Raw genomic sequence first — 17,128 nt, forward strand, 5'->3', positions numbered from 1 at the left:
GAAAATTCCCTGGTGAGCGGGCTGTGTTGCCCGTCTCATCTCTTTCGTGCGCATTGACATTAGTAAGTCTTATGGACCATAAAGGTACTGCTTTGCTTTGGTTCAAGCTTCACTGACTGTAGGTGCCTCACGATGTCTGCTCCCGGTTCCGGCATGGCCGCCTGGCAGGAATGGCGTGCCGACCGGCGCCGCTCCCTCACCGCCCCCACGGGCAACCTCGCGCTCGTCGAGACCCGCTGGCTCCCGGCCGGCGAGACCCCCGACCTCGACGCCGCCCGCGCGGGACAGCCCGGCACCGTCACCGTGACGGCCCTGGAGCGCACCGACATGGTCACCGGCGCCCCCGAGCACGGCCTGCGGTTCTGGGACGCGAACTCCCCGGCGATCCAGGGCTTCGAAGACGTGGACGCCTTCGCGTACGACCCGTCCTGGGTCCTCGACGCCACGTACACGCCCGTCGAGGGCGCCCGCACCGTCGCCTTCGAGCACCTGCGGGACAACGGCGGCACCCGCGAGAAGGTCGTCCCCGGCGACATCGCCCTGACCGTCGACGGCACCGACTACACGCTCTCCGCGTTCGACGACGACGGCACCCTCCTCCTCGTCTTCGGTGACCCCACCAACGGCGACAGCACCTACGGTGCGGGCCGCTTCCTCTTCGTGGAGCACACCGGCGAGGGCCGTGTGCGCCTCGACTTCAACCGGGCCTTCGTACCCCCGTGCGGCTTCTCCGATCAGTACAACTGTCCGATGCCGCCGCGGCAGAACCGGCTCCACCTGCCCGTCGAGGCGGGCGAGAAGCTCCCGGTCCTCCGCGACGGCGCCGCCGGCACCGCTCACTGATCGATCCCCCCGCATCCCTTCACGTAAGGCCCCCTCATGCGCTTCCCCAAGAGACCCCTGTCCGCCGGCGTGCTCACCGTCGCCCTCGCCGTCACGCTCGCGGCCTGCGGCGGCGGCTCCAACTCGGCCTCCGGCAGCGGCGCGTACGACAAGGACGCCACGGTCAACATCGGCTCCCTCTACGAGCCGCAGAACCTCGACAACACCGCGGGCGGCGGCCAGGGCGTCACCGAGGCCCTCAACGGCAACGTCTACGAGGGGCTGTTCAGGCTCACCGACAAGGGTAAGGTCGAGAAGCTCCTCGCCGACGACTACAAGGTCTCCGGCGACGGCCTCACCTACACCTTCACCCTCCGCGACGGCGTCAAGTTCCACAGCGGCAAGAAGCTGACCAGCGAGGACGTCAAGTACAGCCTGGAGAAGGTGATCGCGAAGGACTCGCAGTCCGCGCGGAAGTCGAACCTCGAGGTCATGAAGGACGTCACGACCCCGGACGCGAAGACCGTCAAGGTCACGCTGTCCAAGAAGTCGATCTCCTTCGTCTACAACCTCAGTTACGTCTGGATCATCAACGCCGACGCCGAGAACCTGAAGATCACGGAAGACGGTACCGGCCCGTACCAGCTGAAGAAGTGGACGCGCGGCTCCGCGCTCAGCCTCGACCGGTTCGCGGGCTACTGGGGCACGGCCGCCAAGAACAAGCAGGCCGTCTTCCACTACTACAAGGACGCGACCGCCCTCAACAACGCGCTCCAGACCAACGCCGTCGACGTCGTCACCAGCGAGCAGTCCCCGGACGCCCTCGACCAGTTCAAGTCCGACCAGAACTACAAGGTCAACGACGGCAACTCCACCACCAAGCTGCTCCTCGCCTTCAACGACAAGGCCAAGCCGTTCACCGACGTCAAGGTGCGCCAGGCCGTCTCGGCCGCCATCGACGACAAGAAGCTCCTCGAATCCGTCTGGGGCGGCTACGGCAAGCAGATCGGGTCGATGGTGCCTCCCACCGACCCCTGGTACGAGGACCTGACGGACGTCAACGCGCACGACGTCGCGAAGGCCAAGAAGCTCCTCAAGGAGGCGGGTCACGCCAAGGGGTTCAGCTTCACGCTCGACACCCCGAACTACGACCCGCACCCCACGGCCGCGACCTTCATCAAGTCGCAGCTCGCCAAGGTCGGCATCACCGTCAAGATCAACACGATCACGCCCGACGAGTGGTACACGAAGGTCTACAAGAACCACGACTTCACGGCCACGCTCCAGGAGCACGTCAACGACCGCGACCTCGTCTGGTACGGCGACCCCGACTTCTACTGGGGCTACGACAACAAGCAGGTCCAGGACTGGGTCGAGAAGGCCGAGCAGGCGTCCTCGACGTCCGAGCAGACCGAGATCCTCAAGAAGGTCAACCGCAAGACCGCAGAGGACGCGGCCAGCGACTGGCTCTACCTGTATCCGCAGATCGTCGTCGCGAACACGAAGCTGTCGGGCTACCCGCTCAACGGCCTGAACTCGCAGTTCTTCGCGTACGACATCAAGAAGAGCAGCTGACCGACCGGCCATGCTGAGATACCTCCTGCGGAGACTGGTGTTCCTGCTGGTCTCCCTCGTCCTCGCGTCCGTCGTGCTGTTCGTGCTGCTTCGGATGCTGCCCGGCGACCCGGCGAACGCGCTCACCTCGGTGGGCGCCTCGCCGGAGCAGATCGCCGCGGCCCGGCACTCCATCGGCTCCGACAAGCCGCTGCCCGAGCAGTTCACGCACTGGATCGGCCAGCTGGCGAGCGGTGACCTCGGCACGTCCTTCGTGTCCTCGCTGCCGGTCGGCCCGGAGGTGTCGCAGCGCCTGAACGTGACGGTGCCGCTGACCCTCTCCGCGTTCGTGCTCGCCGTGCTCGTCGCCGTACCGGCAGGCTTCCTGGCCGCGTACAAGCGACGGACCTGGTACGGGGCGCTGCTCAGCGGCGTCTCCCAACTCGGCATCGCCGTCCCGGTGTTCTGGCTCGGCATGATCCTCATCGCCGTGTTCGCGCTGAACGCGGGCTGGCTGCCGTCCGGCGGCTTCCCGCAGGACGGCTGGGACACCCCGGCCGAGGCCGTGCAGTCACTGGTGCTGCCGGTGGTGACGGTGGCGCTCGTGATGTCGGCGTCCCTCATCCGCTACGTACGCTCCGCGACGCTCGACGTCCTCGACAGCGAGTACCTGCGCACGGCACGGGCGCTCGGCTCGTCGTTCGGACGGGCCATGTGGCGGCACGGGCTGCGCAACGCGTCCGTGCCCGTCATCTCCATCCTCGGCATCGAGCTGGCGTCCACGCTGCTCGGCGCGGTCGTCGTCGAGTCCGTGTTCGCGCTGCCGGGGCTCGGCTCCATGCTCGCGACGGGGATCGCGCAGCACGACTACCCGGTGATCCAGGGCGTGCTGTTCGTGTCGACGTTCGGGGTGCTGATCATCGGGTTCGCGGCGGACCTCGTGCAGCGGCTCGTGGACCCGCGGCTGCGCGGGCGGCTCTCCGGGGGTGGGGTGCGATGAAGCGTCGTCCTTCCGGGAGGGCTTCCGTGACGCTGTGGACGGGGGCCGTCTTCGCGGGCCTCGTCGTACTGCTCGCGCTCGTCTCCCTGTTCTGGCTGCCGTACGACAGTGAGGACACGTCCGGCGGCCGGCTCGCCGGTCCCGGCGGCGGGCATCTGCTCGGCACCGACAAGCTGGGACGCGACCTGTTCACGCAGCTCATGACGGGTTCGCGGATCGCACTCCAGGCCGGGCTCGGCTCGGTCGCCGTCGCGGCGCTGCTCGGCGTGACGCTCGGGCTCCTCGCGGCGTTCGCGCAGGGCTGGTTCGACGACACGCTCTCCGCGCTGCTCGACATCCTCATCGCGTTCCCGACGCTGCTGCTCGCGATGCTGATCGTCGCGGCGCGGTCGGCGACGCTCGGCTCGGCGATCCTCGCGATCGGCCTCGCGCAGAGCGCGGTCGTGGCGCGGCTGACCCGGATCCTGGTCAAGCGGGTGCTGGCGCAGGACTACATCACGGCGTCCCGCACGTCGGGCACCTCGTGGCCGCGGATCGTCGCGGGCCACGTCCTGCCCAACATCTGGCCGACGCTCGCGGTGAACCTGGCGCTCCAGTTCGGCCTCGCCGTGCTCGCGGAGGCGGGGCTCTCGTACCTCGGCCTCGGGGCGCCGCCGCCGAACGCCTCGTGGGGCCGGATGCTCCAGGAGGCGCAGGCGACGTTCACGACGGCACCTGCGGGCGCGCTCGCACCGGGCGTGCTGCTCGTCCTGCTGGTGATCGGCGTCAACCTGGTCGCGGACGGGCTGCGGGACGTTCTCGACCCGACGGCGCGGAAGGAGAGGGCGGCGGCATGAGTGAACCGTTGCTTTCCGTGGACGGACTCACGGTCCGTACGGGAGACGGGCGTGAGCTGGTGTCCGGTCTCGGCTTCGAGGTCGCGCGCGGCGAACGCCTCGGTCTGATCGGCGAATCCGGCTCGGGAAAGTCCCTGACGACCCTGGCCGTCCTCGGGCTGCTGCCCGCGGGCATGACGGTGACGGGGCGTGTGGAACTGGCCGGCACGCAGATCGTCGGCGCGAGCGAGAAGACCCTCGTGGGCGTACGCGGCCGGAGCGCGGCCGTCGTCTTCCAGGAGCCGCTCACGGCGCTCGACCCGCTGATGCGGGTCGGCAAGCAGATCACCGAACCCCTGCGCAGGCGGCGGCAGTTGAAGGGCGCCGCGCTGAAGTCGGCGGTGACGGACCTCCTCGAACAGGTACGCCTTCCCGACCCGGCCCGCATCGCCCGCGCCTTCCCGCACGAGATCTCCGGCGGCCAGCGACAGCGCGTGGCCCTCGCCATGGCGCTCGCCTGCGACCCGGCACTGCTCATCGCCGACGAGCCGACGACGGCGCTGGACGTGACCGTGCAGGCGGAGATGCTGGAACTGATCGACGGCCTGGTGCGCGAGCGCGGCATGGCGGTGCTGTTCGTCAGCCACGACCTGGCGGTCGTGTCGAAGGTGACGGATCGCGTCCTGGTGATGAAGGACGGGCGCGCGGTCGAGTCGGGCGCGGTGGCCGACGTCGTACGGGCCCCGCGCGAGGCGTACACGAAGGCGCTGGTGGACAGCGCGCGGCAACTGGAGTCCGCGCTCGACCTGGGAGGCGTGCGATGAGCACCCCTGAGCTGCGACCTGTGCTGGAACTGGACGGGGTCTCGTACGCGTACCGGGGCGCCCCCGCTCCCGTCGTCACGGACGTGTCGGTGGCGGTGGAGACGGGGCGGAGCCTGGCGCTCGTCGGTGAGTCCGGTGCGGGCAAGACGACGCTGCTGCGCATGCTGCTCGGGCTCGCACGCCCCACGTCCGGGACGGTCCGCTTCGACGGGGACGAGCTGCGGCCGCGCGACCGTACGCAGATGAAGGCGTTCCGGCGCGGCGTGCAGTGCGTCTTCCAGGACCCGTACGCCTCGTTGGACCCGCGGCAGCGGGTGCGGCGGATCGTGGCCGAGCCGCTGCGGTCGCTCGGCGTCGCGACGGGGGAGGAGGCGGACCGGAAGGTCGCGCACGCCCTCGAACGGGTGGGGCTTCCGGCCGACGCGGGGGAGCGGTACCCGCACGAGTTCTCCGGTGGGCAGCGGCAGCGCATCGCCATCGCGCGGGCCACGGTGTGCGATCCGCGGGTCCTCCTCGCCGACGAACCGGTCTCCGCGCTCGACGTCACGACGCGGGTCAAGGTCGTCGACCTGCTGGCCGAGCTGAAGGAGACGGCGGGCCTGACGATCGTCATGGTCTCCCACGACCTGTCGGTGGTGGCGGCGCTGTGCGAACGCACGGCGGTACTGGAACGGGGCCGGGTGGTCGAGTCCGGCCCCACGCCGACGGTCATGGGCGCCCCGGACCACGCGTACACGCGCCGCTTGCTGTCGAGCGTCCCAAGGCTCCCCACGGCCGGCTGACGCCCGCCTGCCCCCGCGCCACGGGGCTCCGCCCGGGTCCTGGCCGTTCCTACGCCTCGGGGCTCTGCCCCGGGGCCTGGCCGTTCCTACGCCACGGGGCTCTGCCCCGGACCCCGCGCCTCAATCGCCGGCGGGGCTGATTTGGCCGAACCGGCGTTACGGACACGGGGCTCCGCCCGGGGCGTGGCCGTTCCCACAGCACGGGGCTCCGCGCGGGTCCTGGCCGTTCCTACGCCACGGGGCTCTGCCCCGAACCCCGCTGCTCAATCGCCGCAGGGGCTTGAATGCCCACCCGCAGGCAATCGCCCGGCTCCGGTCCATCTCCCGTCCACCCGCCCATCTCCCGTCCACCCGCCCATCTCCCACCCACCCGCCCCCTCCGGGGGCGTCGGCCCGACGGGGTGCCGCCACCGCCTTGGCCGATCCGCCGGCAGCCACGCCTCCCCACCCGGGACGGCGAGGGGCGCGCCCCCGCCAGCCACGGCTCCCCGCCCGTTACGGTCGACGCCGCCCCGCCCTAGGCAACCCGCCGCAAGCACGGCTCCCCGCCCGTTGCGGTCGACGCCGCCCCGCCCTGGGCAATCCGCCGCAAGCACGGCTCCCGGCCCGTTGCGGTCGGCCGCACGCGCCTTGGGCAATCTGCCGCCAGCCACGGCTCCCCACCGTTTGCGGCGACCCCAACCGCCTTGGGCAATCTGCCGCCTTGGGCGGCAGGGTGGGCAAGGCGGCACCCCGGTGCGGCGCAACCAGGACGGGAGGCGCCGACCACGGCACCCGGTGCCGCGTAATGGTGGGGACGACGTCGACCACGGCAGGGCGGGCCCCCGGTGCCGCGCCGCGATACGGAGGGCCCCGCCCCGGCCACCCGCACAACCGACCGCCGCACCGGGGTACCCTCCCCGCATGCCGCACCGGAACCGCACGGACGACCGCGCCGTCACCATCGGCCCCCTGGACCTGCGCACCCGTGTCGACGAGGCGCTCGCCGTGCAGGCGTACGCGTTCGGACTCAGCGACGACGAGATCGCCGTACGCCGCCAGATCGTGCTGCGGCACATCACCTACCCGGGGGCCCGCTCCCTCGGCGCGACGACCGAAACCGGCCGACTCGTCGGCTTCGTCTACGGGATGCCGAACGACCGCACCCACTGGTGGTCCACCGTCGTCGAGCCGTATCTGCGCGCCCGCGACGAGGACCGCTGGCTCGACGACTCCTTCGTGATCACGGAGTTGCACGTGCACCCCGGCTACCAGAACCGCGGCATCGGCCGCACCCTCATCACGACGATCACCGCCGGCGCCACCGAGCCCCGCTCGATCCTCTCCGCGATCGACATCGACAGCCCGGCCCGCGGCCTCTACCACTCGCTCGGCTACGAGGACCTGGCCCGCCAGGTGCTGTTCCCCAGCGCTCCGCGCCCGTACGCGGTGATGGGCGCGCCCCTGCCGCTCAGGCGCACGCCCTGAGACCGATTTCCGGCCGCACCCACGCCCCGGCTAACCTCCTGACATCAGCCTTTCGTCGCAGGAGTCAAGAATCATGGCCAAGGTCCAGGTCCAGCGCATGTCCCGATTGATGGTCAAGACTCTGCGCGACGACCCGGCGGACGCCGAAGTCCTCAGCCACAAGCTGCTGGTCCGCGCCGGTTTCGTGCGCCGCACCGCCGCCGGTGTCTGGTCCTGGCTGCCGCTCGGCCGACGGGTCTACGCGAACGTCGAGCGCGTCATCCGCGAGGAGATGGACGCCATCGGCGGCCAGGAGGTCCTCCTGCCCGCCCTGCTCCCCAAGGAGCCGTACGAGGCGACCGGGCGCTGGGAGGAGTACGGCGCCGAGCTGTTCCGCCTCCAGGACCGCCGGGGCGGCGACTACCTGCTCGGCCCGACCCACGAGGAGATCTTCACCCAGCTGGTCAAGGACCAGTGCACGTCCTACAAGGACCTGCCGGTGATCCTCTACCAGATCCAGACCAAGTACCGCGACGAGGCCCGCCCCCGCGCCGGCATCCTGCGCGGCCGCGAGTTCCAGATGAAGGACTCGTACTCCTTCGACCTCTCCGACGAGGGCCTCGCCGAGTCGTACGGCCTGCACCGCGCCGCGTACCAGCGCATCTTCGAGCGCCTCGGCCTCGACTACCGGATCTGCGCCGCGACCGCCGGCGCCATGGGCGGCTCGAAGTCGGAGGAGTTCCTGGCCCCGGCCGCGGCCGGCGAGGACACCTTCGCGGACTGCCCGCAGTGCGACTACGCGGCGAACACCGAGGCGGTCGGCTTCGCCGTGAAGACGGTCGACGCGGAGGGCGTGCCCGCCCTGGAGGAGACCCCCACCCCCGACACCCCCACGATCGAGACGCTCGCCGCGTACATGCAGGTCCCGGCCTCTGCGACCCTCAAGAACCTCCTCGTCAAGGTCGACGGCGAGATCGTCGCCGTCGGCGTCCCCGGGGACCGCGAGGTCGACATGGGCAAGGTCGAGGCGCACTTCGCCCCGGCCGCCGTCGAGCTGGTCACCGCCGAGGACTTCGAGGGCCGCGACGACCTGGTGCGTGGCTACGTCGGCCCGCAGGGCCTGGAGAAGGTCACGTACATCGCCGACCCGCGGGTCGCCCCCGGCACGGCGTGGATCACCGGCGCCAACAAGGACGGCGTGCACGCGAAGAACGTCGTCGCGGGCCGTGACTTCGAGGTCTCCGAGTACGTCGACGTGGTCGTCGTCCAGGAAGGCGACCCGTGCCCCAACTGCGGCACCGGCCTCAAGCTGGACCGCGCCATCGAGATCGGCCACATCTTCCAGCTCGGCCGCAAGTACGCCGACGCGTTCCAGCTCGACGTCCTCGGCCAGAACGGCAAGCCGGTCCGCGTGACCATGGGCTCGTACGGCATCGGGGTCTCGCGTGCCGTCGCGGCGCTCGCCGAGCAGCACGCCGACGACAAGGGCCTGATCTGGCCGGAGGAGATCGCCCCCGCCGACGTGCACGTGGTGGCGGCGGGCAAGGCCCTCCAGACCGAACTGGCCCTGGAGGTCTCCGACAAGCTCGCGGCCGCGGGCGTCCGAGTCCTGGTCGACGACCGCCCCGGTATCTCGCCCGGCGTGAAGTTCACCGACTCCGAGCTGATCGGCGTCCCGAAGATCCTGGTCGCGGGCCGCCGCAGCGCCGACGGCGTCGTAGAACTGAAGGACCGCCGCACCGGCGAGCGCGAGGAACTGACGGTCGCCGAGGCCGTCGCCCGCCTCACGGCATAAGCACACCCGGTCCCCGGCCCCGCTGCCATCAGCAGCGGGGCCGGGGACGGTAGGGCAATTCAGGCCCCTGCGGCGCTTGAGCAGCGGGGCCCGGGGCGGCAAATTCAGCCCCTCCGGCGTTTGAGGCGCCGGACCCGGGGCCGAGCCCCGATCTTTCCAGCCCCGCCGGCGATTGAGGCGCGGGGTCCGGGGCGGAGCCCCGTGGCGTGGGGGCGGTCGGCCGGCTACCCCAGCCAACGCTGGAAAGCGGCTCGGCCCCACGTCACACGGCTCCGCCGCGACGTCACAGCCAGCCCGCGAACTCCAACAGGTTCTCGCCGTCCTGGTGCCGCCCCACGCGCAGTGCCCGCGCGCCCGATTCCACCGCGCGGAAGAGGGTCCAGCCGCGCAGGCGGTCCTGGTCGACCTCCAGGGACTCCGCGAGCTTCTTCACCCGGCGGCGGGTGATGGCCGGGCCCGAGGGGGAGCCGATGAGGTCCTCCACGCGGTCGCGGACCAGGCGCGCCAGGTCGAAGGCGGTCTCGCCGACGACCGGGTCGGGGCCGACCGCCAGCCACGGCATCCGCTCCCCGGACAGCACCTTGGACTGCCGGAACGTACCGTGCAGCAAACGGAGTTCGGGAGGCGAGGAGACGAGCTCGTCCCGCCTTTCGAGGGCCGCGTCGATCAGGGGAGCCACGTCGGGGAAGGAGTCCACCGTCGCCCGCATACCGACCGCCTGGCGGCCCGTGCGCTCCGGAACGGTCTCGCAGTTGCGCCCCTCGGGCGGGTCCACCCACAGGCGGCGCAGCGTGCCCGCCGCCTCCAGGAGCGCCTTCGCCTCCGGCAGCGTACGGACGGAGACCTCCGGGTGGAGGCGCTCGAGGAGGAGTGCGCCGTCGTTCACGCCCGGGTCCAGCAGGCGCACCGCGCCGAAGCCGTCCCAGTGTGTGAGCGCCGCGCGCTCGGCCTCCGGACGGAACCGCTCGGGCGCCAGCTTGAGGATCGCCGGTGAGCCGTCCGCCCTGCGGACGTGGGCGACCAGGCTGCTGCGGCCCCCGGGCACATGCACCCGCTCCACCGTCACATCGCGCCGCTCCGCCGCCTCGTCGAGCAGCGTGCCGACCCGGTCGAGCCACGCCGACGCCCCGTCGTCACGCACCTCGCCGAGCGCGTTCACAAGACGCGAAGGCGGTTCGAATGCCATGGGCGGGGATGCCATGCGCGGGGATTTCCTTCCCAAGTCTGCCTATGTGCTGGGGTCCTCCGGCGGGGGCGACGACGCGGACGGCGCCGCGGCCCGTTCGGAGAGCCCAGGGAAGGCTACGCTGCCGCCGCCCCAGCGCACGGCACGGACCGCCGCCTCACGGAGCGCGTCGGCCGCGCTCCGGCGCCGCTCCCCGCTCGCCGCCCGTACGAGATCCGAGTAGACGCCCGCGACCCTGCTCTCGATGTCCGCGGCGAGCCGAGCCGCCGCCGACGAGTCGGGCACCGGGAACGGCAGCGCGTACGCCCCCGCGGACTCCTCGGGATTGCCGCCCAAGTCGCGCACCGTGCGCCGCAGTTCGTCGCGGCGGGCGCGATGCGCGTCGTACGCGTCCCTGGCCCGGCCCCTGCGGTCCTCGCCGATCCGGCCGCCGACCACCCCGTAGCCGTACACCGCCGCGTGCTCGGCGCGCAGCGCCGCCTGCACCGCCCCGAGCAGCTCGTTCTCGCTGTTGTCCGAGCTCATTTCCGTCCGTCCTCCGACAGCAGATACGCGTGCCCTGCCCCGGCCGCCGCCACCGACGCGAGCAGCCGTGCCAGCTCACCGGGGGCGTCCACGAGCGCGGACATCCGGCGGTCCGAGAGCCGCTGCTCGGCCACCGAGAGCGCCTTGAGGATGTCCTTCTCGGAGGCCGGCGCCGCGGCCGACTTCCCGCCCGGGGGCGCCGCGGCGCCCGAAGGCCGACGGGCCCCGCCGAACGCCTTCAGGTGCCGCTCGACCTCGGCCCGCAGCGGGTTCAGCCGCTCCGCGAGCGCCGGACGGGCCGACACCGCCCGGTCGTACTGGCCGAGGAGGTCCGAGCTCTCCCGCGCCGCCTGCGTCCGCAGCCGCTTCTCCTGTGCCGCGGCGGGCGCCCCGCTGCCACCGTCGGCGCCGCCTTCGGCGTCCGAGCAGCCGGTCAGCAGCGCGGCCCCGGCCAGCGAGGCGAGCAGAGTCCTACGACGTGGCCCGGAGCGGGCGAGAGGGGGCAGCGGCACGGCAGGCGTCCTCAGGGGCGAAGAGGCGGGAGGAGAGGGTGCTTTCAGGGAGGCGGCTACTTGATCGGAACTGATCAGGTCCGACCGAGGGGGAGTGGCGGTGATCACCGTACCGTCGCCCTCGCACGGGTGGACGGCAACACCCCCCTGGACCGGATACCCTTTGAGCTGACGCGCAAGGAAAGTCAGTAACCACAACAGCACACGCGGCCGAGGAGTCACCCGGATGAGCACCACCCAGAACGAGAGGCTGCGGGAACTACTGGAACCGCTCGTCACCTCACAGGGGCTCGAACTCGAAGAGATCGAAGTGGCCTCGGTCGGACGCAAGCGTGTGCTGCGCGTCGTCGTCGACTCCGACGAGGGCGCCGACCTGGACGTGATCGCCGATGTGAGCCGCGCGCTCTCGGCGAAGCTCGACGAGACCGACGCCATGGGCGAGGGCGAGTACGAACTCGAGGTCGGAACGCCCGGCGCCGAGCGCCCCCTCACCGAGCACCGTCACTACGTCCGCGCGACGGACCGCCTCGTGAAGTTCCAGCTGAACGACGAATCCGAGCTGGTCGCGCGCATCATCAAGGTCGACGACGACGGCCTCGACCTGGAAGTACCGGGAGTGAAGGGGCGCAAGCCGACCTCCCGAAGGCTCGCCTTCGCGGACATCGCCAAGGCGCGGGTCCAGGTCGAGTTCAACCGCAAGAACAAGAACGACGCCGACGACAACGACAACGAAGAGGAGGCGTAGCCGTGGACATCGACATGAGTGCCCTGCGTGGGCTGGTCCGGGAGAAGGAGATCTCCTTCGATCTGCTGGTAGAAGCGATCGAGTCGGCTCTCCTCATCGCCTACCACCGCACCGACGGAAGCTTCCGCCACGCGCGCGTGCGGCTCGACCGCGAGAGCGGCCACGTCACGGTCTGGGCGAAGGAGGACCCGTCGGACCTCGAAGAGGGCCAGGAGCCCAAGGAGTTCGACGACACCCCCTCCGACTTCGGCCGGATCGCCGCCACCACCGCGAAGCAGGTCATCCTGCAGCGGCTGCGCGACGCCGAGGACGACGCGACGCTCGGCGAGTACGCGGGCCGCGAGGGCGACATCGTGATGGGCCAGGTCCAGCAGGGCCGCGACCCGAAGAACGTGCTGGTCGACATCGGCAAGCTGGAAGCCATCCTGCCGGTGCAGGAGCAGGTTCCCGGCGAGGAGTACCCGCACGGCCTGCGGCTGCGCTCGTACGTCGTGCGCGTCGCCAAGGGCGTCCGCGGCCCGTCCGTGACCCTGTCCCGTACGCACCCGAACCTCGTGAAGAAGCTCTTCTCGCTCGAGGTGCCGGAGATCGCCGACGGCAGCGTCGAGATCTGCGCCATCGCCCGCGAGGCCGGCCACCGTTCGAAGATCGCCGTGCGCTCCACCCGGAGCGGGCTCAACGCCAAGGGCGCCTGCATCGGCCCGATGGGCGGCCGTGTGCGCAATGTCATGGGCGAGCTCAACGGCGAGAAGATCGACATCGTCGACTGGTCCGATGACCCGGCCGAGATGGTGGCCAACGCGCTGTCCCCGGCCCGTGTCTCCAAGGTCGAGATCGTGGACCTCGCGGCCCGCTCGGCCCGCGTGACGGTGCCCGACTACCAGCTCTCCCTTGCCATCGGCAAGGAGGGGCAGAACGCCCGGCTCGCGGCCCGGCTCACCGGCTGGCGCATCGACATCCGCCCGGACACCGAGCAGGCCGACGCCCCCGAGGGTGCTCCCGAAGGGGAATAAATCCGAGCGCTCGGCGCTTGGATCACGACAGTATGTGACGAGCCAACCGTTCGATCTTTGCCCCAAAGGGGTGAGGTCGATACGGGGAGGTAGACTTAACCGTGTCTGGTCGGACGCATGCCCGCGCATGCCCTGAGCGAACCTGCGTGGGATGCCGGGAGCGAGCGGCCAAGAGCGAACTGCTGCGGATCGTGGTGATCGAGGGCCAATGCGTCCCCGATGATCGCGGTACGCTGCCCGGCCGGGGTGCGTACGTGCATCCCGCCCTGGCCTGTCTTGACCTGGCGGTCCGCCGCCGGGCGTTTCAGAGGGCTTATCGGGCCCCTGGACCGTTCGACACGGCGGCCCTGCGCCACCGCGTCGAGCAGGCAACACCGTAAGAAGCGCCGCACGGAACCCCCGTGCGGCCCTGGTATTCCGCGAGTTGGAAGTAGGTCGAGATTGCGATGAGCACTCGATGAGCACGCGATGAGTACGCCCATGAAGTAGCGACGGTCCGGCGTAACCCGGACCTAAAAGGAGCGAAGTGGCTAAGGTCCGGGTATACGAACTCGCCAAGGAGTTCGGAGTGGAGAGCAAGGTCGTCATGGCCAAGCTCCAAGAACTCGGTGAATTCGTACGTTCGGCGTCCTCGACCATCGAGGCGCCGGTTGTACGCAAGTTGACTGACGCCCTGAATCAGGGCACCAACGGCGCGGCCAAGAAGCCCGCCGCCAAGAAGGACGCGCCTGCGAAGCCCGCGGCGCCGCGTCCCACCCCCTCTCCCGCGCAGGCCGCCAAGCCTGCCGCTCCGCGTCCGGGCCCGGCTGCGCCGAAGCCCGCCGCCGCGGAGACGCCGGCTGCGGAGAAGCCCGCCGTGGAGACGCCCGCTGCGGAGAAGCCGGCCGCCCCGGCCGCTCCGGCGGCCCCGGGTCCGCGGCCGACGCCCGGCCCGAAGCCGGCTCCGAAGCCCGCTTCCCCGGCGCCCAGCACGCCGGAGTTCCAGGCTCCCGCCGCCTCGCAGGCCCCCGCGGCCCCGAAGCCCGGCAGCCAGGCCGCTCCGCGCCCCGGCGCCCCGAAGCCCGGTGGCCGTCCGGCCCCCGGTCAGGACCGTGGTCAGGGTGGTCAGGGTGGCCAGCGCGGTGACCGTGGCGACCGTCAGGGCGCCCCGCGTCCCGGCGGCCAGGGCCAGCGTCCCGGTGGCGCCCGTCCCTCGGGCCCGCGTCCGGGCAACAACCCCTTCACCTCTGGTGGCTCCACCGGCATGGCGCGCCCGCAGGCGCCCCGTCCGGGCGGCGCCCCGCGTCCCGGCGGCCAGGGTGCCCCGGGCGGTCCGCGCCCGCAGGGCGGCGGCCAGGGTGGCGGCCAGGGTGGCCCCCGTCCGCAGGGTCAGGGCGGCAACCGTCCGAGCCCGGGCAGCATGCCCCGTCCGCAGGCCGGCGGCGCCGGTGCGGCCGGTCCGCGTCCCGGTGGCGGCGGCAACCGTCCGAACCCCGGCATGATGCCGCAGCGTCCCGCTGCGGGCCCGCGTCCGGGTCCGGGTGGCGGCGGCGGTCGCGGTGGTCCCGGCGGCGGCGGTCGTCCGGGTGGCGGCGGCGGTGGCGGTCGTCCCGGCTTCGCCGGTCGTCCCGGTGGTCCCGGTGGCGGTGGCGGCGGCTTCGCCGGTCGTCCCGGTGGTCCGGGCGGTGGCGGCGGCGGTCGTCCCGGCGGCTTCGCCGGTCGTCCCGGTGGCGGTCGTCCCGGTGGTCCCGGTGCCCGTGGTGGCACGCAGGGTGCGTTCGGTCGTCCCGGCGGGCCCGCCCGTCGTGGTCGCAAGTCGAAGCGTCAGAGGCGCCAGGAGTACGAGGCCATGCAGGCCCCGTCGGTGGGCGGCGTCATGCTGCCTCGCGGCAACGGCGCCACGGTGCGTCTGTCGCGCGGTGCTTCCCTCACCGACTTCGCCGAGAAGATCAACGCCAATCCGGCGTCGCTCGTCGGCGTGATGATGAACCTCGGCGAGATGGTCACTGCCACGCAGTCCGTCTCCGACGAGACGCTGAAGCTCCTCGCGGACGAGATGAACTTCGTCCTCGAGATCGTCAGCCCCGAGGAGGAGGACCGCGAGCTGCTCGAGTCCTTCGACATCGAGTTCGGCGAGGACGAGGGTGGCGAGGAGTTCCTCGTCGCGCGTCCGCCGGTCGTGACCGTCATGGGTCACGTCGACCACGGTAAGACCCGCCTCCTCGACACGATCCGCAAGACGAACGTCATCGCGGGTGAGGCCGGCGGCATCACGCAGCACATTGGTGCGTACCAGGTCGGTGCCGAGGTCAACGGCGAAGAGCGCCGTATCACCTTCATCGACACCCCGGGTCACGAGGCGTTCACCGCCATGCGTGCCCGTGGTGCGAAGTCGACCGACATCGCGATCCTCGTGGTGGCGGCCAACGACGGCGTCATGCCCCAGACGATCGAGGCGTTGAACCACGCCAAGGCCGCCGAGGTCCCGATCGTCGTCGCGGTCAACAAGATCGACGTCGAGGGTGCCGACCCGACCAAGGTGCGCGGTCAGCTCACCGAGTTCGGGCTGGTGGCCGAGGAGTACGGCGGCGAGACCATGTTCGTCGACATCTCCGCCAAGCAGGGCGAGAACATCGAAGCCCTGCTCGAGGCCGTGGTCCTGACCGCGGACGCCTCGCTCGACCTGCGGGCAAACCCGGAGCAGGACGCGCAGGGCATCGCGATCGAGTCCCACCTCGACAAGGGCCGCGGCGCCGTCTCGACGGTCCTGGTCCAGCGCGGCACGCTGCGCATCGGCGACACGATGGTCGTCGGCGACGCGTACGGCCGTGTCCGCGCCATGCTCGACGACAACGGGAACAACGTGCAGGAAGCGGGTCCCTCGACCCCCGTCCTCGTGCTCGGTCTCACCAACGTCCCGGGTGCCGGCGACAGCTTCCTGGTGGTGGACGAGGACCGTACGGCCCGTCAGATCGCCGAGAAGCGTGCCGCTCGTGAGCGCAACGCCAACTTCGCTCGCCGCGGTATCAGGTTCTCCCTGGAGAACCTGGACGAGGCCCTCAAGGCCGGTCTGGTGCAGGAACTCAACCTCATCATCAAGGGCGACGCGTCCGGTTCGGTGGAGGCTCTCGAGTCCTCGCTGCTCCAGCTCGACGTCGGCGAAGAGGTCGACATCCGCGTCCTGCACCGCGGTGTCGGTGCGGTCACGGAGTCGGACATCGACCTGGCCATGGGCTCGGACGCCATCGTCATCGGCTTCAACGTCCGTGCGGCCGGTCGTGCCGCGCAGATGGCCGAGCGCGAGGGTGTCGACGTCCGGTACTACTCGGTGATCTACCAGGCCATCGAGGAGATCGAGGCGGCCCTCAAGGGCATGCTCAAGCCGGAGTACGAAGAGGTCGAGCTCGGCACGGCGGAGATCCGCGAGGTCTTCAAGTCGTCCAAGCTGGGCAACATCGCGGGTGTTCTCATCCGCTCCGGCGAGGTCAAGCGCAACACGAAGGCGCGACTCCTCCGCGACAACAAGGTCATCGCGGAGAGCCTCAACATCGTGGGCCTGCGTCGCTTCAAGGACGACGTCACCGAGATCCGCGAAGGGTTCGAGGGCGGTATCAACCTCGGCAACTTCAACGACATCAAGGTCGACGACGTCATCGCGACGTACGAGATGCGCGAGAAGCCGCGCGTCTGAGCTTGATCAGCGATCGGGGCCGGTCGACGGGACTTATTTCCGTCGATCGGCCCCGGCCGTTGCGTGTACCGTTCCCGTATCGGTGGCCGGAAGCGGTCGCCCATACGACCCCGGACCGGCGGGACATCCGGACACACATGTATGTGGGGACTCTGTCCTTCGATCTGCTCCTCGGCGACGTCCACTCGCTGAAGGAGAAGCGCTCCCTCGTCCGTCCGATCGTGGCCGAGCTGCACCGCAAGTACGCGGTGAGCGTCGCGGAGACGGGCAACCAGAACCTCCATCGCAGGGCCGAGATCGGGCTCGCGGTGGTTTCCGGGGACACCGGCCACCTGACCGACGTACTGGACCGCTGTGAGCGGCTCGTCGCCGGGCGGCCCGAAGTGGAACTGCTCTCGGTTCGACGCAGGCTCCACAGCGACGAAGACTGAAGCAACAA

16 protein-coding genes are annotated in these 17,128 nt (G+C 70.9%); 13 read left to right on the forward strand and 3 right to left on the reverse strand.

What is annotated here, in order from left to right; translation table 11 throughout:
* Positions 1 to 132 precede the first annotated feature (132 nt).
* The 8 genes from OHA73_RS30580 to OHA73_RS30615 all read left to right on the forward strand — a co-directional run bounded on the left by OHA73_RS30580 (position 133) and on the right by OHA73_RS30615 (position 9,038).
* Positions 133 to 843: a DUF1684 domain-containing protein gene (locus OHA73_RS30580; protein ID WP_327656628.1), complete on the forward strand. Its 711-nt coding sequence runs from the start codon at positions 133 to 135 to the stop codon at positions 841 to 843.
* A gap of 36 nt (positions 844 to 879) precedes the next feature.
* Positions 880 to 2,397, forward strand: coding sequence for an ABC transporter substrate-binding protein (locus tag OHA73_RS30585; RefSeq protein ID WP_327656629.1), 1,518 nt, complete (start codon positions 880 to 882; stop codon positions 2,395 to 2,397).
* 10 nt (positions 2,398 to 2,407) lie between these two features.
* A complete protein-coding gene (locus OHA73_RS30590; RefSeq protein WP_266714778.1) occupies positions 2,408 to 3,376 on the forward strand; it encodes an ABC transporter permease in 969 nt (322 codons plus the stop codon).
* 26 nt (positions 3,377 to 3,402) lie between these two features.
* Positions 3,403 to 4,212, forward strand: coding sequence for an ABC transporter permease (locus OHA73_RS30595; RefSeq protein ID WP_266714780.1), 810 nt, complete (start codon positions 3,403 to 3,405; stop codon positions 4,210 to 4,212).
* A complete protein-coding gene (locus tag OHA73_RS30600) occupies positions 4,209 to 5,015 on the forward strand; it encodes an ABC transporter ATP-binding protein (RefSeq protein ID WP_327656630.1) in 807 nt (268 codons plus the stop codon). Before OHA73_RS30595 ends, OHA73_RS30600 begins: the two co-directional genes overlap by 4 nt.
* On the forward strand, positions 5,012 to 5,797 hold the full coding sequence (locus OHA73_RS30605) for an ABC transporter ATP-binding protein (protein WP_327656631.1): 786 nt from the start codon (positions 5,012 to 5,014) through the stop codon (positions 5,795 to 5,797). The genes OHA73_RS30600 and OHA73_RS30605 overlap by 4 nt, the downstream gene beginning before the upstream one ends.
* A 903-nt stretch (positions 5,798 to 6,700) precedes the next feature.
* On the forward strand, positions 6,701 to 7,264 hold the full coding sequence (locus OHA73_RS30610; protein ID WP_327656632.1) for a GNAT family N-acetyltransferase: 564 nt from the start codon (positions 6,701 to 6,703) through the stop codon (positions 7,262 to 7,264).
* Between the two features lie 73 nt (positions 7,265 to 7,337).
* The gene (locus OHA73_RS30615) at positions 7,338 to 9,038 is read left to right on the forward strand and encodes a proline--tRNA ligase (RefSeq protein ID WP_327656633.1); all 1,701 of its coding nucleotides are present in this window, start codon (positions 7,338 to 7,340) and stop codon (positions 9,036 to 9,038) included.
* A 283-nt stretch (positions 9,039 to 9,321) separates the two neighbouring features.
* Here OHA73_RS30615 and OHA73_RS30620 read toward each other — a convergent pair whose 3' ends face one another.
* The 3 genes from OHA73_RS30620 to OHA73_RS30630 are packed head-to-tail and all read right to left on the reverse strand — an operon-like array spanning position 9,322 to position 11,261.
* Positions 9,322 to 10,224, reverse strand: coding sequence for an aminoglycoside phosphotransferase family protein (locus tag OHA73_RS30620; protein ID WP_327658553.1), 903 nt, complete (start codon positions 10,222 to 10,224; stop codon positions 9,322 to 9,324).
* A gap of 42 nt (positions 10,225 to 10,266) precedes the next feature.
* Positions 10,267 to 10,749 carry a ferritin-like domain-containing protein gene (locus OHA73_RS30625; RefSeq protein ID WP_266714790.1) on the reverse strand — a complete coding sequence of 161 codons (483 nt, stop codon included), beginning with the start codon at positions 10,747 to 10,749 and terminating at the stop codon, positions 10,267 to 10,269.
* Positions 10,746 to 11,261: a hypothetical protein gene (locus tag OHA73_RS30630; protein WP_266714792.1), complete on the reverse strand. Its 516-nt coding sequence runs from the start codon at positions 11,259 to 11,261 to the stop codon at positions 10,746 to 10,748. Before OHA73_RS30630 ends, OHA73_RS30625 begins: the two co-directional genes overlap by 4 nt.
* A 226-nt stretch (positions 11,262 to 11,487) precedes the next feature.
* On the opposite strand from OHA73_RS30630, the gene rimP reads away from it, so the two are divergent.
* The 5 genes from rimP to OHA73_RS30655 all read left to right on the forward strand — a co-directional run bounded on the left by rimP (position 11,488) and on the right by OHA73_RS30655 (position 17,120).
* A complete protein-coding gene (gene rimP / locus OHA73_RS30635) occupies positions 11,488 to 12,006 on the forward strand; it encodes a ribosome maturation factor RimP (RefSeq protein ID WP_327656634.1) in 519 nt (172 codons plus the stop codon).
* A 2-nt stretch (positions 12,007 to 12,008) separates the two neighbouring features.
* Positions 12,009 to 13,019, forward strand: a complete 1,011-nt coding sequence (gene nusA, locus OHA73_RS30640; RefSeq protein WP_266714796.1) for a transcription termination factor NusA — start codon at positions 12,009 to 12,011, stop codon at positions 13,017 to 13,019.
* 101 nt (positions 13,020 to 13,120) lie between these two features.
* Positions 13,121 to 13,399 (forward strand): YlxR family protein, encoded by a 279-nt coding sequence (locus OHA73_RS30645; protein ID WP_266714798.1) that lies wholly within the window; start codon positions 13,121 to 13,123, stop codon positions 13,397 to 13,399.
* Positions 13,400 to 13,545: 146 nt separating this feature from the next.
* Positions 13,546 to 16,689 carry a translation initiation factor IF-2 gene (infB, locus tag OHA73_RS30650; protein ID WP_327656635.1) on the forward strand — a complete coding sequence of 1,048 codons (3,144 nt, stop codon included), beginning with the start codon at positions 13,546 to 13,548 and terminating at the stop codon, positions 16,687 to 16,689.
* 137 nt (positions 16,690 to 16,826) lie between these two features.
* A complete protein-coding gene (locus OHA73_RS30655) occupies positions 16,827 to 17,120 on the forward strand; it encodes a DUF503 domain-containing protein (RefSeq protein WP_266714802.1) in 294 nt (97 codons plus the stop codon).
* Positions 17,121 to 17,128 lie beyond the last annotated feature (8 nt).

Origin of the sequence: Streptomyces sp. NBC_00483 (assembly GCF_036013745.1) — a bacterium.
In the GTDB taxonomy this organism is placed as follows: domain Bacteria; phylum Actinomycetota; class Actinomycetes; order Streptomycetales; family Streptomycetaceae; genus Streptomyces.